Origin of the sequence: Sinorhizobium alkalisoli, assembly GCF_008932245.1 — a bacterium.
Taxonomy (GTDB): domain Bacteria; phylum Pseudomonadota; class Alphaproteobacteria; order Rhizobiales; family Rhizobiaceae; genus Sinorhizobium; species Sinorhizobium alkalisoli.
This window is the reverse complement of record NZ_CP034910.1, coordinates 579041-604305: the sequence shown is the minus strand read 5'-3', so window position 1 is coordinate 604305 and position 25265 is coordinate 579041. Positions and strand designations below refer to the sequence as shown.

At 62.6% G+C, this 25265-nt stretch carries 23 protein-coding genes; 17 read left to right on the top strand and 6 right to left on the bottom strand.

The annotated features are described in order from the left end of the window. Window positions 1-251 precede the first annotated feature (251 nt). The gene (locus tag EKH55_RS20470) at window positions 252-1244 is read left to right on the top strand and encodes an ornithine cyclodeaminase family protein (RefSeq protein ID WP_151612847.1); all 993 of its coding nucleotides are present in this window, start codon (window positions 252-254) and stop codon (window positions 1242-1244) included. Next, window positions 1244-2221, top strand: a complete 978-nt coding sequence (locus EKH55_RS20465; protein ID WP_192803849.1) for a threonine/serine dehydratase family protein — start codon at window positions 1244-1246, stop codon at window positions 2219-2221. The genes EKH55_RS20470 and EKH55_RS20465 overlap by 1 nt, the downstream gene beginning before the upstream one ends. 351 nt (window positions 2222-2572) lie before the next feature. Here the strand turns inward: EKH55_RS20465 and EKH55_RS20460 are convergent, their stop codons facing one another. Further along, window positions 2573-2995, bottom strand: a complete 423-nt coding sequence (locus EKH55_RS20460) for a MerR family transcriptional regulator (RefSeq protein WP_151612843.1) — start codon at window positions 2993-2995, stop codon at window positions 2573-2575. Between the two features lie 482 nt (window positions 2996-3477). Here EKH55_RS20460 and EKH55_RS20455 point away from each other — a divergent pair, with 482 nt between their 5' ends. The 7 genes from EKH55_RS20455 to EKH55_RS20430 all read left to right on the top strand — a co-directional run bounded on the left by EKH55_RS20455 (window position 3478) and on the right by EKH55_RS20430 (window position 10595). Continuing rightward, window positions 3478-5808, top strand: a complete 2331-nt coding sequence (locus tag EKH55_RS20455; protein ID WP_246231958.1) for a heavy metal translocating P-type ATPase — start codon at window positions 3478-3480, stop codon at window positions 5806-5808. Window positions 5809-5850: 42 nt separating this feature from the next. Beyond that, window positions 5851-6018 carry a hypothetical protein gene (locus EKH55_RS29470; protein WP_192803848.1) on the top strand — a complete coding sequence of 56 codons (168 nt, stop codon included), beginning with the start codon at window positions 5851-5853 and terminating at the stop codon, window positions 6016-6018. 267 nt (window positions 6019-6285) lie between these two features. Continuing rightward, window positions 6286-6744 carry a (2Fe-2S)-binding protein gene (locus tag EKH55_RS20450; RefSeq protein ID WP_151612839.1) on the top strand — a complete coding sequence of 153 codons (459 nt, stop codon included), beginning with the start codon at window positions 6286-6288 and terminating at the stop codon, window positions 6742-6744. Between the two features lie 3 nt (window positions 6745-6747). Continuing rightward, a complete protein-coding gene (locus EKH55_RS20445; RefSeq protein WP_151612837.1) occupies window positions 6748-8958 on the top strand; it encodes a xanthine dehydrogenase family protein molybdopterin-binding subunit in 2211 nt (736 codons plus the stop codon). 416 nt (window positions 8959-9374) lie between these two features. Next, window positions 9375-9695: an ArsR/SmtB family transcription factor gene (locus EKH55_RS20440; protein WP_069457273.1), complete on the top strand. Its 321-nt coding sequence runs from the start codon at window positions 9375-9377 to the stop codon at window positions 9693-9695. Then, complete coding sequence (locus EKH55_RS20435) at window positions 9692-10138, top strand: SRPBCC family protein (protein ID WP_151612835.1); 447 nt, start codon at window positions 9692-9694, stop codon at window positions 10136-10138. The genes EKH55_RS20440 and EKH55_RS20435 overlap by 4 nt, the downstream gene beginning before the upstream one ends. 37 nt (window positions 10139-10175) lie before the next feature. Next, window positions 10176-10595 (top strand): GFA family protein, encoded by a 420-nt coding sequence (locus EKH55_RS20430; RefSeq protein ID WP_151612833.1) that lies wholly within the window; start codon window positions 10176-10178, stop codon window positions 10593-10595. 190 nt (window positions 10596-10785) lie between these two features. On the opposite strand, the gene EKH55_RS20425 is transcribed toward EKH55_RS20430, so the two are convergent. The 5 genes from EKH55_RS20425 to EKH55_RS20405 form a co-directional block, all read right to left on the bottom strand. Beyond that, on the bottom strand, window positions 10786-11577 hold the full coding sequence (locus EKH55_RS20425; protein WP_151612831.1) for a hypothetical protein: 792 nt from the start codon (window positions 11575-11577) through the stop codon (window positions 10786-10788). A 113-nt stretch (window positions 11578-11690) separates the two neighbouring features. Then, window positions 11691-12992 (bottom strand): alpha/beta hydrolase, encoded by a 1302-nt coding sequence (locus EKH55_RS20420; RefSeq protein WP_151613897.1) that lies wholly within the window; start codon window positions 12990-12992, stop codon window positions 11691-11693. Next, a complete protein-coding gene (locus EKH55_RS20415; RefSeq protein ID WP_151612829.1) occupies window positions 12983-13264 on the bottom strand; it encodes a hypothetical protein in 282 nt (93 codons plus the stop codon). The genes EKH55_RS20420 and EKH55_RS20415 overlap by 10 nt, the downstream gene beginning before the upstream one ends. Window positions 13265-13266: 2 nt before the next feature. Continuing rightward, window positions 13267-14082 (bottom strand): DUF2092 domain-containing protein, encoded by an 816-nt coding sequence (locus tag EKH55_RS20410; protein ID WP_151612828.1) that lies wholly within the window; start codon window positions 14080-14082, stop codon window positions 13267-13269. Window positions 14083-14221: 139 nt separating this feature from the next. Then, window positions 14222-15988: a hypothetical protein gene (locus EKH55_RS20405; protein WP_151612826.1), complete on the bottom strand. Its 1767-nt coding sequence runs from the start codon at window positions 15986-15988 to the stop codon at window positions 14222-14224. A gap of 143 nt (window positions 15989-16131) precedes the next feature. On the opposite strand from EKH55_RS20405, the gene EKH55_RS20400 reads away from it, so the two are divergent. The 8 genes from EKH55_RS20400 (at window position 16132) to EKH55_RS20365 (ending at window position 25202) form a co-directional block, all read left to right on the top strand. After that, window positions 16132-16431: a hypothetical protein gene (locus tag EKH55_RS20400; RefSeq protein WP_151612824.1), complete on the top strand. Its 300-nt coding sequence runs from the start codon at window positions 16132-16134 to the stop codon at window positions 16429-16431. A 196-nt stretch (window positions 16432-16627) separates the two neighbouring features. Next, window positions 16628-17494 (top strand): peptidyl-prolyl cis-trans isomerase, encoded by an 867-nt coding sequence (locus EKH55_RS20395; RefSeq protein ID WP_151612822.1) that lies wholly within the window; start codon window positions 16628-16630, stop codon window positions 17492-17494. Beyond that, on the top strand, window positions 17491-18489 hold the full coding sequence (locus EKH55_RS20390; RefSeq protein WP_151612820.1) for a HupE/UreJ family protein: 999 nt from the start codon (window positions 17491-17493) through the stop codon (window positions 18487-18489). Before EKH55_RS20395 ends, EKH55_RS20390 begins: the two co-directional genes overlap by 4 nt. A gap of 11 nt (window positions 18490-18500) precedes the next feature. After that, the gene (locus EKH55_RS20385; protein ID WP_192803847.1) at window positions 18501-19172 is read left to right on the top strand and encodes a hypothetical protein; all 672 of its coding nucleotides are present in this window, start codon (window positions 18501-18503) and stop codon (window positions 19170-19172) included. Window positions 19173-19197: 25 nt separating this feature from the next. After that, window positions 19198-21135: a DUF3604 domain-containing protein gene (locus EKH55_RS20380; RefSeq protein WP_151612818.1), complete on the top strand. Its 1938-nt coding sequence runs from the start codon at window positions 19198-19200 to the stop codon at window positions 21133-21135. A gap of 138 nt (window positions 21136-21273) precedes the next feature. Continuing rightward, the gene (locus EKH55_RS20375; protein WP_151612816.1) at window positions 21274-21771 is read left to right on the top strand and encodes a hypothetical protein; all 498 of its coding nucleotides are present in this window, start codon (window positions 21274-21276) and stop codon (window positions 21769-21771) included. A gap of 3 nt (window positions 21772-21774) precedes the next feature. Beyond that, complete coding sequence (locus EKH55_RS20370; protein ID WP_151612814.1) at window positions 21775-23004, top strand: HlyD family secretion protein; 1230 nt, start codon at window positions 21775-21777, stop codon at window positions 23002-23004. Between the two features lie 92 nt (window positions 23005-23096). Continuing rightward, window positions 23097-25202 carry a mechanosensitive ion channel family protein gene (locus EKH55_RS20365; protein ID WP_151612812.1) on the top strand — a complete coding sequence of 702 codons (2106 nt, stop codon included), beginning with the start codon at window positions 23097-23099 and terminating at the stop codon, window positions 25200-25202. The last annotated feature ends 63 nt before the right edge of the window (window positions 25203-25265 follow it).

The following is a 25265-nucleotide window of genomic DNA, read 5'->3' as shown; positions in this document are numbered from 1 at the left end:
AGCTCCTCCCGACGTACGGACATGCGCACGCGTCCGCGCTAAGCTTTATCGCCTGTGCCGCATCTTATGCCGACCGTGACGGAATCTATACGCCGATGCCTCGGAAGGCGCCGGCTGCAACTCTCTGCCAAAGCCCTTATGCGATACAGAACAATCTGCTTCCGTCGAGGCGCATCCGGCCACTAATCTCACCGCACTCCCACTATCGTGATTGCGGTGCTGTGCCGATGCCAAAAATAGAAAGGTCATGCATGAAAACGCTGCTGCTTAAGAAGGATGAAGTAAGACGGCTGATCGGCATGACGGAAGTCATCGGCGCGGTAGAAGAGGCATACAGGGCCTTTAAGAGCGATCAGGTCGAACAACCGGACTATATCGGAATAGATCTCCCGTCGCCTCGTGGGGAAATCGACTTCAAGCTCGGTTACTACAAAGCCAATGAAGTGATCTCCATGAAAGCCTCTTCCGGAGGGTTCATTGATAACCCGACAGCACACGGGGTACCCAATGGCATGGCGACCATTTTCCTGTTTGATGCCAGGAGCGGTGCGTTGATTTGCGTTATGGACGGAAGCTTGATCCTTGGTCTCAGAACCGGTGCGTCTGGAGCCGTTTCCGTGAAAGCACTGGCGAGGAAAGACGCCAGGAAAATTACATCGGTCGGGACAGGAAACCAGGCACGGATGCAAATCCGGGCGATCAATGAGATCATGAAGATCGAAGAGATCCATGCATGGGACAATCACCGGGATACGCTCTTCAAATACAAGACGGATATCGAAAGCGAGTATGGCATTCCTGTAATCGTGGGCAACTCCAAGAAAGAAGCCGTTGAGCAGGCCGATATCTTGATCACAACGACCCGCGGGAAAGGGTCGCTTGTGGAAGCGGATTGGGTGAAGCCCGGCACACACATCGTTGCGATCGGTACAGACCAGCAAGGCAAACAGGAACTGGACCCGGAGATATTCAGGAATGCGAAAATCGTCGTCGACTCGATTTCGCAATGCACAGAAAAGGGCGAGACGTGGCATCCGCTGAATAGAAATATCATCGCCAAAGACGACATCCATGGAGAAATCGGCGAGGTATTGTTGGGGCGGAAGCCTGGACGAGAAAGTGATGACGAAATCACGATTTTCGATTCCACCGGGATGGCCATACAAGACAATACGACAGCCAGCAAAATCTATCAGAACGCCATCGCCAATAACGTCGGCACCTTCTTTCAATTTTTCGAGTGATGACCATGCGCAATTATCCCACCATTCAGGACATCCGTGAGGCCCAGGAACGGCTGAAACCGCACGTCAGGCACACGCCGCTATTGCGTGCAGAAAAGATTGAGAAATCCGCTGGTTGTCAGCTATATCTCAAACCCGAAACCCTGCAGATTACTGGCGCCTTCAAGATCCGCGGTGCCCTGAACAAGGCTCTCTCGCTCTCGAGAGAAGAGATCGCAAACGGCATTATCGCGACGTCGTCGGGCAATCATGCTCAGGCGCTTGCTTACGCCGCCAGGATGCTCGGCGTAAAAGTGATATTGGTGCTTCCGATCACCACACCCAAAATCAAGATTGAAAATACAAAAGCCCTTGGTGCGGAAGTCATTCTTTTTGATGGTGATAATGCTGCTAGATGGAAAAAGGTCTACGAAATCGCTGAAGGAAACAAGTATGCGGTTATTCACGGCTTCGAGGACCCCATCGTCATGGCCGGTCAGGGAACGATCGGGTGCGAAATACTCGAAGACCTGGACGATGTGGATACGGTCATCGTTCCCGTAGGCGGTGGGGGCCTGATCTCGGGAATCGCTACCGCTATCAAGGAAACGAAGCCCTCGGTGCGCGTTATCGGGGCAGAGCCTGCCTTGACACCGAAGTATTTTCACAGCCGGATAAACAAGCAGCGCACATCGCTTCCCTTGAAGAACACCATTGCGGATGGCTTGAGGTTAAGTGTTCCGGGTCAAAACCCGTATCCGATTATCGAAAAGTATGTCGACGAGCTCGTTCTCGTGGAAGACGAGCACATCATCGCCGGGATGCGCGCTCTTGCCAAGGATGCGAAATTGATCGCTGAACCAGCCGCCTCGATCGGGGTCGGAGCACTGCTGGCGGGTAGCATAGACGTCAAGCCCGACGAAAAAGTCTGCGCGGTGTTGTCCGGCGGAAACTGGGACCTACGCGACCTTGCCGAGATATACAGTATAGCGGGGTAATCAGTTTCAGCTTCGGTCCGTTCACCACCCCGATCGCAGTTGAACGTCCGCAATTTCGCGTCGCCAAGCAAGAATCTGCCGGTCCGGGATGCGGGCCGCGATGTGACGGGTGCCACGGGTGTGTTCCGTCCCGCGTTGGTAGGTGCAGCGGGCCAAGCCGTAGGCGCACTTCCTTTTGGATGACGTTCACTCCGATCCTGGCCGCCACGATGGGGGCCGCGGCCGCAGCTTACCGCCGCGGCGGGTCTTGTTTCTGGGCTTGACAGTCGCCGCCGCTGTGCGGCGTGGTGCTCATCACCGTCCTGCTGTTCGGCCATTCGGCGTTGGAAGCCATGGCAGAGCCTTCTGCCGTCAATGCACCTCGTGGACGCATTTATAATGGTCGGCGAGGACCTCGATGACCCGGCAGTTATGGACGCGACCGTGTACGCCGGAAGCCAGCATCCGCTCCAGTTCCTGCTCCAGAGCTCGGAGCTTTCGGATTCGCGCCTGGACATCCTCGAGGCGTCTCCTGGCAATCGCGTCAGCCGCCGCACAAGGGGCGGCCGGATGTTCCTGGAGTTCGATCAGGGTCCGGATCGCATCGATCTCGAATCCCAGTTCCCGTGAGTGCCGTATGAAGGCCAGTCTGCGAATGTCATCATCCGTGTACGTTCGCCGATTGCTTTCGGTGCGCTCCGGCGCAGCGAGCAGTCCGATCTGTTCGTAATAGCGGATCGTCGGAACCTTCACGCCGCTTTCCCTGGCGGCTTTGCCAATCGATATGGTGCGCATCGCTTTGCCTCTTAATTCTCCAGCGACTAGAGAATGTAGGCTAGGGTGTTCTGATTTCAACCCGATCCACAGTCGTTGATGGGCTGCTTGAGGCTAAAGTGAGAACACAGGAAGCTGTGGCGGCGCCGCCTGCTATGAGGCCGGAGCGGACCCCTCCAAAAATCACGGTCGAACATGCCGACATTCTCGTAGGGACGCCATCGATCGACCGGTGCGGCCGATATCACGTTCTTCAATGACAGCGCGTCTCAACTCACCCTCCTGAACTTGAACGGCGACTTCACACCGGCTTCGTTGCACTTCCAGGAGCCCGGAAGTGGGCGGCACAGCGGCCCGGGCATGGCGACGGCCAAGATTAGCCCGAGATCCAGGATTAAATATCCGTAAGCATAAAGATCATCCCGTTCGGGGCTTGATCCTCTAGCGGTTAGAGCATGTAGGCTTCTTTGGGCGTTATGAATTCGGATCCGAAGGGACGTATCATGGAAAAGCAAGCGATCCAGAGTCGCTACCGGCTTGAAGGCATGGACTGCGCAAGCTGCGCCGCCAAGATCGAAGGTGCCGCGCGTCGGGTTGCAGGCATCGATAATGTCGCTGTTTCTGTCGCGACGCGCAGCATGACGATCAGTCATAAGGCCGATGCCGATCTGAAGAATCTCGAAAAGCGGGTGCGCGCGCTGGGCTATGGCACGAAGCCGCTATCGGCGGGCGAGACGCTTTCTGGTTCTGAGACGGCGGACACTGCCGCCTGCAGCGACCCACATGATCATAATCATGCAGGACGTGGGCACGCCCACGCACATGATAGCGAGGGATGCTGCGGCGGCCACGCGGAGGGCCTCGTTCACAAGCATGCACACGATCACGTGCACGGTCCCGGTGAAGGACCATGGTATCGTGATCCCAAATTAAGGCGCGTCATCGCCAATGGTCTGGCACTCCTTGCCGCCTGGGGTCTGGCGCGGGCGTTTCCGGCCTACGGCTTCTGGTTCTTCTCCGTCGCGATGCTCGTCGGCCTGGTTCCGATTGCGCGCCGGGCCGTTATGGGAGCGGTGCTTGCCGGAGCGCCGTTTTCGATCGAAACCCTGATGACGATCGCAGCGATAGGCGCGGTGGTCATCGGTGCGACACATGAGGCCGCAGTCGTCGTCTTTCTGTTCCTCATCGGCGAACTGCTGGAAGACTTTGCTGCTGGCCGCGCCCGTGCCTCGATCTCCGCGCTCAGCGACCTCGTGCCGAAGACCACCTTGCTAGTGGAGGGGGACGTAACGCGCGAGGTGCCGGCGAAAAGTCTGAAAAAGGAATCGCTTGTCCTCGTCAGGCCCGGCGACCGCATTCCGGCCGACGGGATCATCGAGAGTGGTGAAAGCGGCGTGGACGAGGCGCCGGTCACCGGCGAAAGCGTACCCGTTCAAAAGCAGCCAGGCTCGCAGGTATTTGCCGGGACGATCAACGGAGAAGCCGTTCTTCGTATCCGGGTCACCGCCGCGGCGGCGGACAATACGATCGCCCGCGTGGTGCAACTCGTCGAACAGGCACAGGAATCGAAGGCACCCACGGAGCGCTTCATCGATCGTTTCTCGCGCTACTACACGCCGGGCGTCGTTCTCGTAGCGGCAATTGTTGCGGTCCTGCCGCCGCTCGCCTTCGGAGCACCTTGGGGCGAATGGATCTACAAGGGCCTCGCCATCCTCCTGATCGGCTGCCCCTGTGCGCTGGTGATCTCGACACCGGCTGCCGTCGCGGCGTCACTCGCCTCAGGCGCCCGCCGCGGCCTCCTTATCAAGGGCGGCGCTGCGCTAGAGATGTTTGGCCGTATCGGAGCGGTTGCCTTCGACAAGACCGGCACGCTTACCGAAGGGCGGCCGAAGGTGACGGACATCGTCGGCTTCGGAGCCGACGAAGCTGAAGTCTTGCGGCTTGCCGCGGCGCTCGAAGCCGGATCGAACCATCCCTTGGCGAAGGCTATCCTGGAAAGAGCGGCGGACCTCTCGATCAGTCTGCCACCCGCCGAGAATGCCAAGGCCCTTGGCGGCAAGGGCGTCACCGGCCGCGTCGAAGGGCGGGATCTCTTCCTGGGGTCCGTAAAGGCGGCGGCAGAACTCGCGTCGCTTGATGCCAAAAGCGAATTGCGGCTGCAGGGGCTTCGTGACGAGGGCAAGAGCGTCTCTGTGCTGGTGGCCGACAACAAGGCCTTCGGTGCGCTGGCGATGCGGGATGAGCCCCGATCCGATGCCGTCTCCGCCCTGAAGCGCCTGGCCGGTGACGGTCTGCGCACGATCATGCTGACCGGCGACAACGCGCGCACCGCCCAAGCCGTCGGTCGGGAGCTCGGCATCGAGGTGCACGCGGACCTTCTACCGCAGGACAAACAGCGGATTGTCGCTCAATTGCAGGCCGAAGGCGTTCGCGTGGCCAAGGTCGGCGACGGTATCAACGACGCTCCCGCGCTCGCCGCCGCCGATGTCGGAGTCGCGATGGGCGGCGGGACGGACGTAGCGCTCGAAACCGGCGATGCCGCCAGCCTGCATGGGCGCGTCGACGACGTCGCCGAGATGATCGCGCTGTCGAAGCGGACAATGGCGAATATCCGGCAGAACATCACAATCGCGCTGGGTCTCAAGGCGGTGTTTCTGGTGACGACGGTCATGGGGATCACCGGCCTGTGGCCAGCCATCCTTGCCGACACGGGCGCAACGGTTCTGGTCACGGCAAACGCCCTTCGGCTTCTCGTTGGGGCGCCTGCTTTTTCAGACGTGCTGTCGTCTTCCGGCGACCGAATGGCGGCCGGTGCCCTGACACACGATCATTGAGCGTCAGTTCGATGTCGAAACTTGTCGCAGTCGACATGGTTCATGGCCTGGCCTTCGCCGGCGTGGTGCTGTTTCACCTGGTCTGGGATGGATCTTGAGTTTGCCGGTTTCGTTTCGGCCATCGCACCACATCCCGCCTGGCTGATGTTTGGACATCTGCTCGTCGGTGGCTTCATGGGCACGGGCCAGCAGTTGAGGGAAGCGGGCTAGGCCCAGCTTGCACGTTGCGTGCCCTTAAGCACGAACTGCCTGACGCGGCCCCTGCTTCCATGGGCCACCTGAAGGTGGCCGTTCAACGCCACAGGACATTCGTTTAAATCGACAGGAATAGGCAATAATCCGGCAGGATTGAGTATACCGGCCACCGGGACGGTCTTTTAAGCTTCCGCCGCAGTCGGCCTTGGCCTGGGGGCACAAACCGGTACGCTCCGGATCTGCGCCCCGTGCAGCCATGCGCCACAACGCGAGGAGAACACCATGGTGATTGTAACGATCAACGGCGTCGAACGCTCCGTCGACGCCGAACCGGACATGCCGCTGCTCTGGGTCATCCGCGATCTTGTCGGGCTGACCGGGACGAAATTCGGCTGCGGCATGGCCCAATGCGGCGCCTGCACCGTCTATGTCGATGGTTCGCCGGTCCGTTCCTGCCAGACCTTCATCGGTGACATCGAAGGCGCTCAGGTGACGACCATCGAGGGCCTGAACGGCAAGGTCGCCGAAACGGTGCAGGCGGTCTGGGCCGACCTCGACGTGCCGCAATGCGGCTATTGCCAATCCGGGCAGATCATGTCGGCGACGGACCTTCTGAGCAGCAATCCGAAGCCGAGCGACGCGGATATCGACGCGGCGATGTCGGGCAATCTCTGTCGCTGCGCCACCTATCACCGGATCCGTGCCGGTATCCACGAAGCCGCAAAACGTTTGGAGGCGTAAGTCATGATCCCGAGACTGATGCAATCGGTTTCCCTTCCGTCCCTGCGGATCGAAGCCTCTCGGCGGCAGTTCCTCATCGGCGCGCTTGCCGCCGGCACCGGCATCGCCGTCGGCTTCCGCCTGCTTGCCGCCGCGCCGGCGGCCGCCAGCGAGAACGCGACAGGCTCGCACGCCTTTTCCCCCTACGTGACGATCGACGGCGACGGCAAGGTGACCGTGCTTTCCTCGCAGTTCGAGATGGGCCAGGGCTCCTATAACGGCATCGCCACGCTGGTGGCCGAGGAACTCGATGCCGACTGGTCGGCGATCGAGGTGAAGGGTGCCGCTGGCAATGTGCAGGCCTATGGCAATATCGCCTTCGGCGGCGCCATCCAGGGAACGGGCGGCTCGACCTCGATGTCCACATCGTGGGAGCGCTATCGCAAGGCGGGTGCGGCCGCGCGCGCGATGCTGGTTGTCGCTGCCGCCGAGGAATGGGGCGTCGATGCGGCGGAGATCACCGTCGAGAACGGCCGTCTCGCCCACCCCTCCGGCAAGAGCGGCGGTTTCGGCGACTTTGCCGCCAGGGCGGCGACGATGCCGGTGCCGGGCGATGTGACGCTGAAGCAGCCGGGCGAGTGGAAGCTGATCGGCAATGACAAGCTGAAGCGTTTCGACAGCGCCCGCAAGACGAACGGAACGGAGCAATACACGATCGACGTCAAGCTGCCCGGCATGCTGACGGCGGTGATGATCCATCCGCCGCTGTTCGGGGCGAAGGTGAAGTCCTTTGATGCTTCGGCCGCAAAGGCTCTCAAGGGCGTGGTCGACGTCGTCGAGACGCCGCGCGGCATCGCCATCATCGGCGAACACATGTGGGCGGCGGTCAAGGGGCGCGATGCGGTCACGGTCGAGTGGGACGAGACGGTGGCGGAGAAACGCGGCACGGACGAGCAGATGGCGATGTATCGCGATCTGGCAAAGAAGCCCCCCGCTGCGATGGCGCGCAAGGACGGCGACACGGAGGCAGCCTTCGCCGGGGCCACCAAGGTCCTTGAAGCAAGCTTCGACTTCCCCTATCTCGCCCATGCGGCGATGGAGCCGCTGAATGCGGTTGCGCGCATGAACGAAGACGGGACGCTGGAGATCTGGGGCGGACACCAGTTCCCGGACATCTACCAGAAGCTCGCGGGCGAGATCGCAGGCATCACCCCCGACAAGGTGCGCCTCCACGTCATGAAGTCCGGCGGCAGCTTCGGCCGTCGGGCCGTCTCCGACGGCGATATCGTCGTCGAGTCCGTCTATGCGGCCAAGGCGATTGGTTTCCGTGCACCGGTGAAGGTGCAATGGACGCGCGAGGACGATATGCGCGCCGGACGCTACCGACCCGCCTATGTCCACAGCCTCAAGGCCGCCCTCGACGAGAGCGGGAAACTCGTCGCCTGGGACGATCACATCGTCGGCCAGTCGATCGTGGCAAGGACGGCTCTGCAAGGGATGATTCAGAACGGCGTCGACCCGACCTCGGTCGAGGGGGCAAGCAACCTGCCCTACGCCATCCCGAACCAGACGGTCGGCCTGACGACCACTGATTTCGGCGTGCCGGTTCTGTGGTGGCGTTCCGTCGGTTCGACCCATACCGCCTTCGCGGCCGAAACCTTCCTCGACGAGATCGCCGAGGCGGCGGGGCGCGATCCGGTCGAATTCCGCCTCTCCATGCTCGAACCGGATTCGCGCCATGCGACCGTCCTGAAGCTCGCGGCGGAAAAGGCCGGCTGGGACAAGCCTCTTCCCGAGGGCCGCTTCCGCGGCGTCGCGATTGCCGAGAGCTTCGGCTCCGTCGTCGCCGAGATCGCCGAGGTGTCGGCCGACGGCAATGGTGGAATCAAGGTCGAGCGCGTGGTAGCGGCCGTCGATTGCGGCCTGGCGGTCAATCCCGATCAGGTCCGCGCGCAGGTGGAAGGCGGGATCGGCTTTGGTCTGGGCGCCATTCTCGGCGAGGAAATCACGCTTACCGACGGTCAGGTCGACCAGGGCAATTTCGACCTGTACACACCGCTCAGGATCGACGCCATGCCGCGGGTCGAGGTGCATATCGTCCCCTCCGCCAACCCGCCCTCCGGCATCGGTGAGCCGGGCGTCCCGCCGATCGGCCCGGCCGTCGCCAACGCCGCCTATAAGGCGCTCGGCAAGCGCATCCGCGTCCTGCCTTTCGCGCGGTCGATCAACGCCTGACTCTTCTGCCCGGCCGGCTGCAACGCCGGCCGGGCATTTTCATACAGCGTTCTTGAAACCTGCCTATGCAGGTCTGCAATTCCCCCGATCCTGGACGAAGCATCATCGACGCCGAAGCCATCCCACCCGACCTCCGGCGTTCTGCTGTTTCGAGGATATGAACCACTTCCAGGAATTGCGGGTCCTCGAAGTGGGTCCGCCGACCACATAGCGCATCGGCCCGAAAATCGTACCCGATTTCCGCAAAGCCCGATGCGCAAAGTTTCCCGGAGCAGCCGTTCGCCCTGGATGCGACGATCGCCAGGATGAAGCCCCCCTCGATTGTTCTCACTTCAATTATGCAGGTATTTGCCTGCATCTGTTGACATGCAGGCAAATACCTGCATACATGACTGTCATCGCATACGGAGATATCAATGGATGACGACAAGGTGTTCAAGGCTCTGGCCGATCCCGGCCGCAGGATGCTGCTGGACCGTCTTTGCGCCCAGAATGGCCAGACGCTCGGGCAGCTCTGCGAGGCCATGGACATGAAACGCCAATCCGTGACCCAGCATCTCGGCCTCCTGGAACAGGCCAATCTAATCAGCACGGTGCGCCGCGGGCGCGAGAAGCTGCACTTCATCAACCCAGTCCCGCTCTACGAGGTCTACGAGCGCTGGATCCGGAAGTTCGAGGAAGGACGCCTGAGCCTTCTCCACGACCTCAAACAGGAACTTGAGAGGAAGAAGACATGACCGACAAATCAGCCAGTTTCGTTTACGTCACTTTTATCCGCACGACACCCGAAAAGGTGTTCGAAGCGATCACGCGGCCGGAAATCGCTCGCCGCTACTGGGGCCATGAGAATGTCTCGGAGGACTGGCGGCCCGGCTCCGCATGGCAGCATATCCGCACAGATGAGGCGCGAACCGTCGACCTGGTGGGCGAGGTCATCGAAAGCGACCCGCCGAAGCGGCTCGTCATCAACTGGGCGAATGAGAGCCAAAAGGACGATCCCGACCAATACAGTCGTGTCACCTTCGACATCGAGCCGCAGGGTGAGATCGTCAAGCTGACCGTCATGCATGACGACCTGCAGCCCGGCAGCAGCATGCTGAACGGGATCAGCAAAGGCTGGCCGTACGTGCTGTCCAGCATGAAGTCCTTCCTTGAAACCGGTCGGGGCATGGACCTCTGACCGCACGCCGGCACATCAGGAAAACGGGAGTGACCCGATGAACAGGAAGACCTACACAGGAGGCTGCGCGTGCGGCGCCATCCGTTATGAAACGAGCAGTGAACCCATCTTCGAGAACCACTGCCAATGCAGAGATTGCCAGAAACGAAGCGGCACCGGCCACGGATCTTATTTGACCTTTCCGCAGAAGGCCGACGTAAGAATGACTGGTGAAGCGTCACGGTGGAGCGTGGCCGCGGATAGTGGGAACCACAAGACCCACGCCTTCTGCCCCACCTGCGGAACACCGGTCTATCTGACATTTGCGGCCATGCCGGAACTGATCGCCGTCCACGCGACCAGCCTCGACGATCCGAGCCAATTCAACCCGCAAGCGCTTACATACAGCATCCGCGGCCAGGCATGGGACCCGATCGATCCCTCTTTGCAGAAATTCGAGCGGATGGTGCCCGACTGAATTCCGCAAGACTCATGCAAACGATCGAGATCACGGCGATCCACTTATTCGACGCCGATTGCCGTCCAAACGATCCCGACCACCGCTTTCACCCGACTCTGACCACTTATGAGAGGGGCAGAATGCTGGAACCTTTCTGCAAGGAAGCGAGGTCCGTTCCGTTCGATTGAGCGGCTCGATTGCCTTGGCCCTAAAACCGCACGACGAGCCCCAGGACCGGCCCCTGCTGAACGACGTCGAAGACGAAGCCGTCATCGCTGTAGTCGACCCCCAGGGCGCGGTAGCCGGCGACGGCCGAGATGGTGTCGCTGAAGCGGTAGCCAATCGCCGCGGCGACGTCCCAATCGAGATCGGCGCCGCCCGCCCCGATGAGGCCCCAGCCGGTCAGGTAGATTTCCGGCGTGAACGAATAGGTGCCGCGGAAACCGGCCACGCCGTCCACCCAGGTCGCATCATCGCTTCGGGAGACCCCGTCGAGAACGCCGCCACTGAAGGAAAGCTCCGTCTTGGCGTGCCAGACGCGCAGGCCGCCGACGATATCCAGCCGCGTTGAACTGTCTTCAAAGACCGAATAACCGGCCCCAAGCAGTCCGGCGAATGTCTCGGAAGAGAGTTCGACGTCGGTGGCGAGGATGCCCCGGGGCGTGCCGGCCTGCCCCGAAATCTTCGTATACATCACGTCGCCAAAGATGCTGTAGGGGCCGTTGCGGGCTTCCCCGATCGCCATCGCCCCGAAATCCAGGTGTTCGAAGATATCGCTGAAGCTCGCGTCGACATTGGCCTCCGGCAGCCCGAACGCCGCTACGTCTCCCGAGAGCCCCGCCGCCCAGAAATAGGGCGCAAAGGAGAAGGTCCAACCGCTCTCGGTCGTGGCCTCCTGAACCGCCGGCGTCAGCGGAGAATAGATGTCCGCGGCCATCGCGCCGCCGAAAGCGAGCAAGTTTCCTACGGCCGCCAATGCTGGAAAAAGGCAAGACTTCATCGTTTCCCCCGGTAACAATTGCTTCCGTGATCGATCGATTCACCCCGGCGCGGATGATGACGGAGCGCGGTCGTTCGACCAAGCACTTTCTGGCACTCTTCGCTGGATTTTCATCACCGGCTGCAACTTCCAGTCCTCGCCTGGCTTCGATTGCTGCAGTCGGGAACCGTCGTATCTTGTGTCGACTGGCCGGAAGGCCCGGTCAGGGCCTCGATATAGCGAGCGTAGTTTTCCCGGGTGTTCTGGTCCACCACGGCAATCGGAGCGGCAACGGCCAAGGCGGTTGCCGTACCGACCGTGTGCGCGGCTCCGGCCGTCGCCGCAACGATGTGATCGCCCAGCCCCAACCGGCTGTCGGTCAATGCCTGTCCGGCCGACAGGCGGGTGCCGATCAACTGGACGATTTCCGGCGATTCTGCAAACTTGATGTGGTGCAGCCTGTCGCCGGATTTGACCTTGGTCATGTCGATGACCGCTATGTTGTTCGCGGACAATTCTTCCTTGTAGGGCGACTGCTCCGGATCGATCGCACCCAACCGGGACACATTGCCCCAGACACGCCTGGAAGCGGCGAGCGCACGATCGTCGCGCGAGACGAAAAGCGTGAAGCGCGGAAGCTGCCTGCCCATATCCGCGATCTGCGAGCGAAAGACGTCCACATCGACGTCGGGCGCCGCCAGCATGACATTCTTGAACTTCGCGGGCAGCCCGCCATTGCGGATGGCCATCTGACGAAGTGATTCCAGAGCCAGCCAGTTGCCCATCGAATGGGCGAGGATCGATACTTCCTTTACCTCCGAATCGCGAGCCAGGTACTGGAACAGTCGCTCCACCGCATTGCGCGTATAGTTGGTGCTTTCGCGATCATAGCCATAGGCGAGCAGGCTGCCGCGCGAGGGCCAGGTCGCCAGCACCGGGGCGCTGTGAGCACCCGAATCGTGAACGATCTGCGCAAAACGGAAGACCGCATCCTCGAAATGATTGTTGAAGCCGTGGATGAAGACGAGGACGCTGCGATCCGGGCTCCTGCGCACGGATGAGCTCAACCATTTTTCGGCCGCCGGCCGGTCGATTTCCTCGGCCTTGAGGGTGGCGAAATCCGTGGCCGGATTGGGCGGAAGCCGACGCGGCCATGCCACTTCGCCTTCCTTGCGCACACTTTCAGGCGGAATCGACACCGTAATGTTCGCGAAGGTCGGGCTGCGCGCACGTTCGCCGCTGAACATCTCGCCGCGCTTCTCCGCCCGGCCGCGTGTGGTCGCAACGAGCATCTCCACCTGGCTGGTCGATGGCGAGGCGGCCACGGGTTCGAGTACGCCGGTCGGACGGCTGGCGCATGCCGCCAGGACCGTCGCAAGCAGGCCGAAGGCGAGGGGCAGGCTCAACCGCTTGGTCGGCAACCACTTCAGGGGCATCGGTAACCCACTACATTGCCGTATGCATCCCGAATTTCCACGCATGCGGGACCGTAGTATGTTGCAGCGGCGGCGCCGGCATAGACGGCTCGCCGCGTCGTGCGGCGCGCGACACCGGCATAGCTTATCGGCGTCGCCGGCCTGCCGACCCTCGCCTGCGCTTGCGATACCAGGCCGCCCGCCCGCTCCGGAATGAAGGAGCCGCTCCAGAAGAGGCAGAGGATGCCGCCCAGCATGGCAACCGCAAATATGGCTGTTCGACCCCTGTCCATGGTCATTGCTCCTTCGGTGCTTCCGCAGGCGGTGGCAGTTCGCCGATATCGGTCAAGGCCGTGAACTCGACCGATTTCGCGCCTTCAGGCGGCTTGAAGGCGAAAGCCCCCGCGTCGAGCGCCGTCTTCGTGTCCCATGACTTGATCCGCAAGCTGTATTGCGGGGCAGCCGCAAGGGTCTTGCTGGTGATGACGTATTTTCGCGGAATGGGCGTGGTTCCGGGTTCCACCCAGAGCTGCCAGTCGGTTTCCCGATTGCGGAAGGCCAGGTGCTCGCACTCGACGCCATCCACGACGCCGCGGCCGATATACTTGGCCTCTATGACACCGGCGACCAGTTCCTCGTAGAGGTCGGACAAAAGCAGGTCCGCGCCGGGCATCTCGATGTGGTGCTCGGCTCTCAGCCGATCGATCATCTGGTCGAGCGAGCCCGGCATCTCGACCTGCGCGAAGGCATTGCTGACCTCTCCGTAGACGGTGGCGGTCTTTCCGTCGAAATAGAGTTCGACATGCGTGTAGCCCCCGCTCCGCGTTGCCTGCAACTTGTCGGGCCGGCTGAGCTTGAGATCGCCCGACGACGCAAACTGCAGCTTTTCCAGATGCGGCGTGATCACCTCGATATCCACGTCATAGGTCAACTGGATCTGCCGCTGTGCCGTGACATAGTCGGCCATCGCCTTCAGTATTCTCTTCGCCTCCTCGCCCTGGGCGAGCGCCGGCGACGACACCGAAAGGGCAAGCGGGAGCGCCAGTGACGCGAGCCACCCCCACGTGCGCCGGACCTTGCATGGTGCGCCATGCGACGGAAGACTGTTCATGCGCGCCTCCCTTTCCTCCGGGACCGCCCTCGCAGGCGTCTCGTTCGTCGTGACTTCTATTATGATCGCGCCCTGAGCGCATGTAACATCGCGTAACGTCTATCGACTTGCGCCTCCGCCGGGGCGGAAAGCTGCGGATTTACGGGACTGTCAGACCCGCCTTCGCCAGCCCTTCGAGGAAAAGGCGCTGATCCTCCGGCCGATGGATGCGCAGCGCCACCTCATGGCGAATGTTCTGGAGAATGCCCGGTGCATTCTTCTCGATCCAATCTCTTTCCCTGGCCGCCTCTTCCGTCTTCACAAGTTGCCCGAGGATGGCGGCCGTGATGAAATGATAAAGCGGGTTCGCCTGCACATCGGCCGCCCTGATCCATTGCTCGGCGGCGGCATAGTCCTGTTGCATATAGGCGCAAAGGGCGAGCGAGGCCTCGAAATAGCCAAGCGGCCCCGGATTTCTGCCGACCGCTTCCGCGACAAGGTGACAGCCGCGCGCCCATTCGCCCGACAGCGCGAGCCGAAGCCCATATTCCGCGCTCAGTTCCGGATCGTTCGGATTCAAGGCCAGGGCGCGCTCGCCGATCTTCAGCGCCGTGTCGACGTCGCCGCGCAGGAATAAAGCAAGCATCTCCGCCTGAAGGCCGCGAACGTTCTGCGGATCGAGTTCGACGGCGCGCCTCGCGGCCGCGATGGCGAGATCGAGCGGCGGCGAAGCGGGAGCATCGAGGCGATAGCGGAACCGGAGCTGATCGATGTAGGTCAGCGAAAGCAGCGCCCAGGCGGTGGCGTAGCCCGGGAATTTCTCCACCGCCCGCTTGAGGCAGGCCTGAACCGAAGCGTGGGTCTGCGGATTGAGACTGGCGCGATAACCGTAATAGGCCAAGGTACATCGATAGGCTTCCCAATCCTCCGGCGGCATGTTTGCCGCCGACGAGGCATCCGCCCTGAATACGACGCCGTAGGGCTGCGCCAGCGCCGTGGCAACGGAGCGCGCCAGCTTGGTTTCAAGTTCGAGAAGACTGCGGACCTCGAGGCTCTCGCTGTAGCTTTCGGCCCACAGGACCGCGCCGTCGGCGCGGTTGATGAGGCGGCTTGTCAACCGCAGCCGGTCTCCATCGAACAGGACGCCGCCCGAAAGCGCATAGCGGGCATTCTGCCCAACAGCGCCTGCCGGCGTGTCGCTCGGCGCTTGGGACGGGTCGCCCGCGACGACGACGATTTCTTTGAACTTCGATATCTGTTCGATCACCTTGTCGGTCAGACCCCTCGCGACGATCTTTGAGCCGCCGGTTCCAGACAGGTCCTCGAAAGGCAGGACGATCACGCGCGGCACGTCCGGCACCGCCTGAGCCAGGATCGAGGACGCGTTGGGCACGTCATCCGTGCGCGAGGTGCCGTAGAAAAGAATGGATCCGAGAAGAAGAAATCCTGCGGCGGCGACAAGAACCGGCCGCCAGTGCACCGCCCGGCGCTTGCCAGGCCCGTCGCGCTCATCGGCAGCATTCTCGCCAGTTCCATCGGGGACCGCGCCGTCACCATTCCAGTTGAAGACCGGAACATATCCGCCTTTGGGTACGTCGATCGTGATCGGATCGCCTTGACCCGCAATCAGGTAGTAGCGCTCGAGCGCCCGCCTTATGCGTCCGGCTTCTATTCGAACCACGGGGTCGCTCTGTGCGTCGAATGACGAGTCGCGGCCGAAAACCTCCACCGCGATCGAGTAGGCCTTGATCCGATCCCCTCGGCCGGCAATGGCCTCGTCGACGACATAGGTGAGAAACTTGTGCGCCCGTTCCGGCACGTCGAATTCCGGGCTCGACAGGATTCGCTGCAATTGCAGGCGAACTTCCGGCTCCGGCGGCATCGGCTTTGCCGCCTGATCCACTCGGACGGAACGGGTCTGGAGCATTGCCTCGCCCCCCTTCATAGCCCCCCGCAGGTGCATTGACCGCCGCATACGACTGTTTGCTCACGTAAATTACATCCCTGCATTGACTTGGCGCAATATACTCTTCCTGAAATAGTTTTTAGCTTTGCGAAGGCTAATCGAACATGGGTGCGCGGTCGGAGGGCACTGCCGGGAAAGGTGGACTGCAAGCTGCCATCTGCCGGTTTCCGACGCGAGGTCCGCAGATCGAGGCGTTGCTTGCGCGGGACGAGAATTTCCGCTGCATCTGCGACGATCTTGCGGCCGCCGAAGAGGCGCTCGCTGCGGTCGAGCACTTGCCGGAAAGCCTTCGTGCGGTGCGGCGCCTGGAATACGACGAGATCGTCACGGATCTTGCCGGGGAGATCGCCGAGGCGCTGGAGCGGGCAAATGTCGTCACGATGCCGCGATTGCCGAAGCATTGAAGCAGGTTCGCGTGTCGCTCTCCCGCGCTTCATCTGCTCAGGATTTGATCGCCGCAGTTTATCGGAGCGTCGGACGCTCCGAAACCTGCTTCAGGGCGGGTGCTCAAAGGCATTCACGACCGCCATGTCAGTTTTTTCGTATCGCGTTTCGGGCAATTCCGCCTGACCGGGAGATACTCAAGCGGGATGACTCGCCATGAGGTTACTGAAGGAACCCCTCGTCCACTTCGCCATCGCCGGCGCAGCCCTGTTTGTCGCGCATGCCTGGCTCAACAGCGAAGCCGGGGCGGACCGGCCGGAAATTCGGCTCGATGACGGGCATCTGCGCTGGATCACTGAAACCTGGACCGGCCAATGGGGGCGCGCCCCGTCCGAGGAAGAGTTGCGCGGTCTCGTCGCGGAGTTGGTGAAGGAAGAACTGCTTGCCAACGAGGCCCGCGCCTTGGGGCTCGACCAGGACGATACGATCATCCGGCGCAGACTGGCACAGAAGGTAGCCTTCCTAATCGAGGATACCGCGCGCCTCGCCGAGCCGACCGAAGACGACCTGCGCCAGTTTTATGATGCGCATCCGGACCGGTTCCGCCAGGAGGCACGGGTGTCTTTCGTCCACGTCTTTTTCAGCGGTTCGAAGCGCCAGGATGCGGCGGCCGACGCGCGACGCGTGCTTGCCGCATCCGACGGCCTTGGGGAGACGGCGATCATCGAACAAGGGGACCAGTGGCTGGCTGAGGCACGACTGGAGGATGACACGCAAAGCGACATCGCCGCACAGTTCGGACCTGAATTTTCACAGGAGGTCGTTGCGCTCAAGGCGGGAGAATGGAGCGGCCCGATCGAGTCCGCCTTCGGACAGCATCTCGTCCACGTATCCGAGATTGCCCCTCCCGCGATCAGGCCCTTCGCCGAGGTCAAGAGCGAAGTGCTCGCGCAATGGCAGGACGAAGAGCGGCGCCGGTACCAGGAACGTTACTTCGCGGAATTGTTAGAGAAATACGAAATCGTGGCGGAGCCAAGCGTCGAGCCCTTCATCGGCCATCTGGCGCAGGAGGGTATCCGATGATGTGGCGCGCCATCGTCCGCTTGGCAGCGCTGACGGCCTGCCTTTTGCCGCTGCTGGTCGCCGCGGCTGCATTGGCGCACGAGGTGCGGCCCGCCTATCTCGAACTGCGTGAGCAGGAGCCGGGTATGTTCTCCGTCTTGTGGAAGGTGCCGATGCGCGGCGATATGAGGCTCGCGCTGAAGCCCGAATTCTCCGGAGAGACCCATCCGTCGCTGCCGGCCGTCCGCATCCTTCCGGGTGCGGCGATCGAAATCTGGTCCCTGCAAGCCCCGGCTTTGCGCGGTCAGACCCTGACAATCGCCGGGCTTGCGGCAACGATGACCGATGTGCTCGCGCACATCGAATATGCTGACGGCAGCACCTGGACGCAACGCCTGACGCCGAACGAGCCCTCGGCGACGATACCGGCCCGGGACACCGTCCTCCACGTTGCCGGCATCTACCTGCTGCTCGGGATCGAGCACATCCTCTTCGGCATCGATCACCTGCTCTTCGTCTTCACGCTTCTGATGCTGACGCGGGGTATCGGGCTGCTGGTGAAGACGATTACGGCCTTCACCCTCGCCCATTCCATCACGCTCGCGCTGGCCACCCTCGGGCTCGTGAACGTGCCGCTCGCCCCGGTCGAGGCGGTGATTGCACTTTCCATCGTCTTCGTCGCTGTCGAGATCGTCCATCGGGACCAGGGGCGCGAGGGCATGGCGGCGCGGGCGCCATGGCTCGTGGCCTTCGGCTTCGGCCTGCTGCACGGCTTCGGTTTTGCGGGTGCGCTGAGCGAGGCCGGCCTGCCTGCAGGACACGTCCCTCCGGCGCTGCTGTTCTTCAATGGCGGCGTGGAAATCGGACAGCTTCTCTTCGTGGCAGCGGCACTGGCGCTCGCGGCTGCGGTCCGCCGTATTCCCCTGCCGCTCCCGACGTGGAGGTACCGTGTTCCGGCCTATGCGATCGGCTCCGTTGCCATGTTCTGGACCGTGCAGCGACTGGCGATGTTCTAGAGGAAGCGACCATGCACAGAAAGGCTTGCATTTCCCGGCTGCTCCTACCGCTATCGCTTCTGGCCGCAATTCTGTCGCCATCGGCAAGCTCTGCGTGCGGCTATCACGACGACGTCATGATGGCTCGTGGGCTCCTGAATTGGATCTATCCAGACGCGCTGCATGTGCTCGGCTCCATCTCAGCGGCTGTCGCCGAGCGGCGGCTGCCGCCTCCTGAACCCACGGGCGCGGGCCCGGACCTGTTCGGCGCGAATTATCGCAAGACTGTGCGATCCCTTGAGCACTTTGGCCGAAAATTGCCTTCCGTCTCCGGCGAGACGCCGCTCCCGTCCGTCTCTCTCGTTCTCATCGAGCCCATGCTGTGGACGCGCTTCGAGATGGATACGAGCGGGCTGCACATGCGCGTGCACGTGACGGGGCCCGAACCGGAGGATGTCGTTCTCGTCTCCGGCGAGGCGGTCATCGGTGAGATTGCGAGCGGACGCCTGACTTTCGGCAAAGCCCGCGAACTCGGCCTCGTCCGCCTCTATGGGCCGGCTGCAAAACGGGCGCTGTTCCTGCTTGCCTGTGCCCCGACTGAGGCTCGCCAATCAAAACCGATGACACCCGCGGCGCCAGTGACGGAGGCCGCAATCCCGGACATCCCGTCGCAGCGCAAGACCGACATCGGCCGCGACCGTTGAATCAATCAATCTTCAGGAGGAAATCATGGCAAAGACCTTCTTCTACGGCACGGCGCTGGTCAGTCTCGTGCTATCGGGGCTGGGGCTGCCGGCATCGGCACAGGACGCCGGCACGCTCAGCAAGGAAGACGCCGAGCGCGTACACCAGCGACCCCCGGCCTATTCGCCCTATGTCGGCCGCGACTTCCCGGCCCGCCCGTACTTCGGCGACACGCATCTGCACACGTCCTTTTCCATGGACGCCGGCGCCTTTGGCGCCCGTCTTGGACCGATGGACGCATATCGATTTGCCAAGGGCGAAGAGGTCGTCTCCTCCACCGGACAGCCAGTGAGACTCTCCCGACCGCTCGATTTTCTCGTCGTGGCCGATCACTCGGACAATATGGGCTTCTTCCCGGATCTCTTCGCGGGCAAACCGAATCTCGTCTCCGATCCCACCGGCCGCAAGTGGTATGACATGATCCGGTCCGGCAAAGGAGCGGACGCTGCGACGGAAATCATCATCGCCTTTTCGCACGGGACATTCCCCAAGGATCTGATGTACTTCCCGGGAACCACCGCCTACCGCAGTGCCTGGAAGGAGACGATCGCCGCCGCCGAACAACATAACGAACCGGGCCGGTTCACGGCCTTCATCGGCTACGAGTGGACGTCGAACACGGGCGGCAACAATTTGCACCGCAATGTGATCTTTCGCGACAATGGCGACAAGGCAAGCCAGGTCGAGCCCTTCACCGTCTATCCGCCTTACGGCAGCGACAACCCCGCCGATCTCTGGAAATGGATGGAGGCCTACGAAGAGAAGACGGGCGGCAGCGTGCTCGCGATCGCGCACAACGGCAATTTGAGCAACGGTTTGATGTTTCCGGTCGTGGAAGCCTTGGGCAAGAAACTCGACCGCGAATACGTCGAGACGCGGGCAAGGTGGGAGCGCCTCTACGAGGCAACCCAGACCAAGGGCGACAGCGAAGCACACCCCTATCTCTCACCCAATGACGAGTTCGCCAATTTCGAACGCTGGGACAAGGGCAATCTCGACGGAAGCGTCGCCAAGAAAAGAGACATGCTGGAATTCGAATATGCGCGCTCGGCTTACAAGAACGGTCTGAAGCTCGAAAAGGAGCTCGGGACGAACCCGTACAAGTTCGGCCTGGTCGGCAGCAGCGATGCCCATACCGGGCTCTCCGCAATGGAGGAGGAGAACTTCTTCGGCAAGACGACACCCCAGGAGCCCAGCCCCCACCGCATGACCGCCACCTTCATCAACAACGCCGAGACGGGCGTGAAGATCATGGACTGGGAGGTGTCGTCGTCCGGCTACGCCGCCGTCTGGGCCAGGGAGAACACGCGCGCCTCGCTCTGGGACGCCATGCAACGTAAGGAAACCTACGCGACGACCGGTCCGCGCATGATCGTGCGCTTCTTCGGCGGCTGGGATTTCGCGCCGGCTGACGCGGAAACACGCGCTCCGGCCATCGTCGGCTACGCCAAGGGCGTCCCGATGGGCGCTGACCTCGGCAAGGCCCCGCAGGACAAAGCACCGACCTTCCTCGTCGCCGCGCTGAAGGATCCGATCGGCGCCAATCTCGACCGCTACCAGATCATCAAGGGTTGGCTCGACAAGGACGGCAACCTGCAGGAGAAAATCTACGACGTCGCCTGGTCGGGTGAGCGCAAGCCCGGAAATGACGGCAAACTGCCACCCGTCGGCGACACGGTGGACCTGGTCGCGGCCACCTGGTCGAACTCGATCGGCACGCCGGAGCTTATTGCCGTGTGGCAGGACCCCGATTTCGATCCCAGCCAACCGGCCTTCTATTACGGCCGCGTGATCGAAATCCCGACGCCGCGCTGGACCGCCTACGACGCCAAGCGCTTCGGCGTCACGCCGGCGCCCGGCACGACGATGACATTGCAGGAGCGCGCCTATACGTCGCCGATCTGGTACACGCCGGCGCCCTGAACGCTTTCGCCCACGCGCGAGCCGGGACGCCGGCCAGAGGCGATGGTGCCCGCATCGATCGCTTCGGTCCGGACGAGAAGTGGAGTATTGTTAGCGAGTGATGCGTCGGCAACACGACGTATCGTGGGGGGCCTCGATATGCCAGAATCCTTGCATCCGGCCGCAGTTGCCCACGTGCCGGCGTTTATCACGTCTCCGGGGGAGACGGACGTTCTGATGAACGTGATGATCGTCTTCGTGCTGCTCCTCGTCCTGCTCGTCGGCGTTCTCTATCTGCGCCTGCACGCGCTGCCGGAGCATATGGCGCACGGCGCCAGCAAGGTGCAGCTGCAGCTGGTGGCGGTGCTGTCGCTGATCGCGCTCTTCACCCACAATCATCTCTTCTGGATCGCGGCCCTGCTGCTGGCGCTGATCGAGTTCCCGGACTTTTCCACGCCGGTGAGTTCGATGGCCGACTCGCTGCGCAAGATTGCCGATCGGGAGGAGCGGCCGCTCCCCGAACCGGCGCCGGACGACATTCATGACGATATTCATGTGGTCGCGGCGAAGCCGCAGCCGGTCGAGACCGAGCCGCCATGGGCAGCAGTCGCGCCGGAGGTGCCGGCCGGCGAAACCCGGTCGGAGCGGAGGGGCTGAGCCATGCTCGAATTCATGATCTGCTCGCTGCTGACGATCTTTCCGGACTTCCTCTTCCGCCGCTACGTCCAGGGTAAGCGGATCGGCCGGGAGATCAATCTCTATTCCATGTGGTTCGAGCTTAGATGGGGCATCACCGCCTGCGTCATCCTCACGCTGTCGCTGATCACCCTGATCTTCTACTTCCACCCCTCGACGAAGACCGTCACCGCCGCCTTCCGCACCGTCACCATCCTGCCCGAGGCAACCGGGCGGGTGGCCGAGGTGTTCGTCGGCATGAACGACAAGGTCGCCGCAGGCGATCCGCTGTTCCGGCTGGACGACACCGAACAGCGGGCAGCGCTCGAGACCGCCCGCCGCCGCGTCGCCGAGATCGACGCCGAAACGGCGGTTGCCGAGACCGAACTGGCGGCCGCCGACGGGCTGATCGCCCAGGCCGAGGGCGCCTACCGGCAGGCCGTTGACGAGCTCGAGACGCAGGTCGAACTCAATCGCCTCAATCCGAACGTGGTGGCCAGGCGCGAGATCGAGCGGCGCCAGGTGGCGGCCGACGGCCGCAAGGGTGCCCGCGACGCCGCCGTCTCCAACAAGCAGACGCTCGAGACGAAGATCGCCTCGCTGCTGCCGGCGCAGAAGGCGAGCGCCGAGGCCGCGTTGGCCCAGGCGCAGGTCGAGCTCGACAAGACCGTCATCCGCGCCGGCACCCACGGCATGGTCCAGCAGTTTTCGCTCAGGCCCGGCGACATCGTCAACCCGATGATCCGCTCGGCCGGCATCCTCGTGCCGGACGATCGCCGCATCGGCCTCGTCGCCGGCTTCGGCCAGATCGAGGCGCAGGTCATGAAGCCCGGCATGATCGCCGAGGCGACCTGCGTCGGCAAACCCTTCGCCGTCATCCCGATGGTCGTCACCGAGGTCCAGGAGGTGATCGCCACCGGCCAGGTGCGCCCGACGGATCAGCTCGCCGACGCGCAGCAGTTCGCCCGCCCCGGAACCCTGACGACGTTCCTGGAGCCGCTCTACGAGGGGCAATTCACCGGCATTCCGCCCGGCAGCAGCTGCATCGCCAATGCCTATACCAGCAATCATGACGAACTGCAGTCGCCCGGCATCAGCACGGCGCGCTGGCTGTACCTGCACATGATCGATGCCGTGGGATTGGTGCACGCCATGATCCTCAGGCTGCAGGCGCTGCTGCTGCCGGTGCAGACGCTTGTCCTGACCGGACATTGAATGGAGGGCCGCCGGATGTCCTCGGCGATGCCCGGCCCTTACCGTGGGTTTCGACGCCGTCGGGACCTCGCGCAGACAATGGGGGATATCGCATGGGGGCCGTCTTGAGATACGCGTGCAGAGGCTGCGATCACGCTGCACTGCTTCTGGTTCTGCAGCTCGTCCTCGCGCTGGCAACTCCGCTCGCGGCACAGGAGCCAGGCATGGCCGCGCCGCCGGACAAGGTCCAGCAATTGATCGAGCTGCTGGACGATCCGGAAGTGCGGCAATGGCTCGCTGCCCGCCCGCCCGCGTCCCCGGCGGTTGCAGCTACATCGGCGAGCGATGCGTCCCGCTGGATCGCTGCGATCAAGAGTCACCTCACCGGACTGCGCAATGCGGTGCCTCGGTTGGGCCCCGAGTGGCAGGCGGCAAAAGGCCGCGTCGCGACGGACATTCAGGGCCACGGGCAGATGCCCATCCTCAGGGGTTTCGCTCTCATGCTCCTCGTCGGCTACGGCGCCGAGTTCCTGCTGCGCTATATCTTGCGGCGTGGTGCACGTCGCCACCCCAGAGAACGTGGCCTTGCCGTGTTCGACCGCATCGCGCCGCTCCTTGTCTTTGCGATTGCAGTCGTCGCCGCCTTCGTGCTTGCCGACTGGCCGAGGCAGCTGGAGGCGGCGGTGGCGCCGCTGCTCATCGCCTGGATCGTCGCTCGTCTGCTGATAGCGGTCGTTTCGACCGCGTTGAAGCCGGCATATGAGGATGGAGCAGGGCCTCAGGAAGGAGGGGTCTCGATTGCGCCGGAGGCGGCGCGCTTCTGGCATCGGCGCCTGGTGCTGTTTATCGGTGCATTGGCCTTCATGTGGGCCGTGGTCGACATGATGCATGCGCTCGCGGTCCCCAGCGATGTCAGTGATCTCACAGCCGCCGGCTTTGGCCTTATTGTTCTGGTCTTGGCGATCGACACAACAATCAGACGGCCCGCTCCGGCAATAGCGCCCGGGCGGCGGATGTTGCGCAGCGCCTTGCTCATTGCGCTTCTCGTCCTCACGTGGCTCGTGTGGGTCGCGGGCATGAAGGTGCTGTTCTGGCTCGGCGTCTATGTGCTTACCTTGCCGCCGCTGCTGCGCTTCACGAGTGCCGCGACGAGATCGATGCAGGACAGTGATGTGGCAAGCCACATGCAGATCGTGCGCAACGTTCTGGTCGACCGAGGCGCGCGCTTCGTGATCATTGCGCTCGCCGCCGCCTGGCTTGCACTCGTATTCCAGGTCCGTGGCAGCACGATGATGCAGGACGACGCCTTCAACCGCCTGTTCCGCGGTGCTCTCGCCGGCGTCGTCATCCTGCTCGCGGCGGATCTGATCTGGCAACTGACGAAAGCGTTCATCAATCTTCACCTCAAGCGGGCCACCGTCGACGTCGCGGATCCGGCTGAGATCGCCCGCAACATGCGCCTGCACACCTTGCTGCCAATTCTGCGCAACTTTCTCGCGGCCTTCATTGCCGTGGTCGCGGTCATGATGGTGCTCTCCGGGCTCGGCGTCGAGGTCGGCCCGTTGATCGCAGGTGCCGGTGTTTTCGGCGTTGCCATCGGCTTCGGCTCGCAAACGCTGGTGAAGGACATCATCAGCGGCATCTTCTACATGATGGATGACGCCTTCCGGGTGGGCGAATATATCCAGAGCGGCAGCTACATGGGCACGGTTGAATCCTTCAGCATCCGCTCCGTCAAACTGCGCCATCACCGCGGGCCCGTGTTCACCGTGCCCTTCGGATCGCTTGGCGCCGTCCAGAACATGAGCCGCGACTGGGTGATCGACAAGTTCAGGATCAACGTCGCTTACGACACCGATGTCGCCAAGGTGAAGAAGGTGGTGAAGGGAGTCGGGGCCACGCTTCTCGAAGACCCGGAACTGGGACCCCTGATCCTCGAAACCGTCAAGATGAAGGGCGTCGAGCAATTCGGCGACTACGGCATCACCCTTAGCTTCGCCATGAAGACCAAGCCTGGGACACAGACGCAGGTGAGGCGCCGAGCCCAGGCGCTGATCAAGGAGGCCTTCGCCGCCAACGGCCTGCATTTCGCGTCGCCCACCGTTCAAGTGGCCGGCGACGACAAACAGGCGATGGCCGCCGCCGCCGCAAATCGGGATGCGATGGCCAGGAAGAACGCCGCCGCGGCGCAGGAGAGCGGGGAAGCCGCTGCGGAATAGCGGGCGCAGGAGCCCGCGCGCATTGCAAGAAACACGTCGCCGCTGTACCGTTGTGGTTACGGA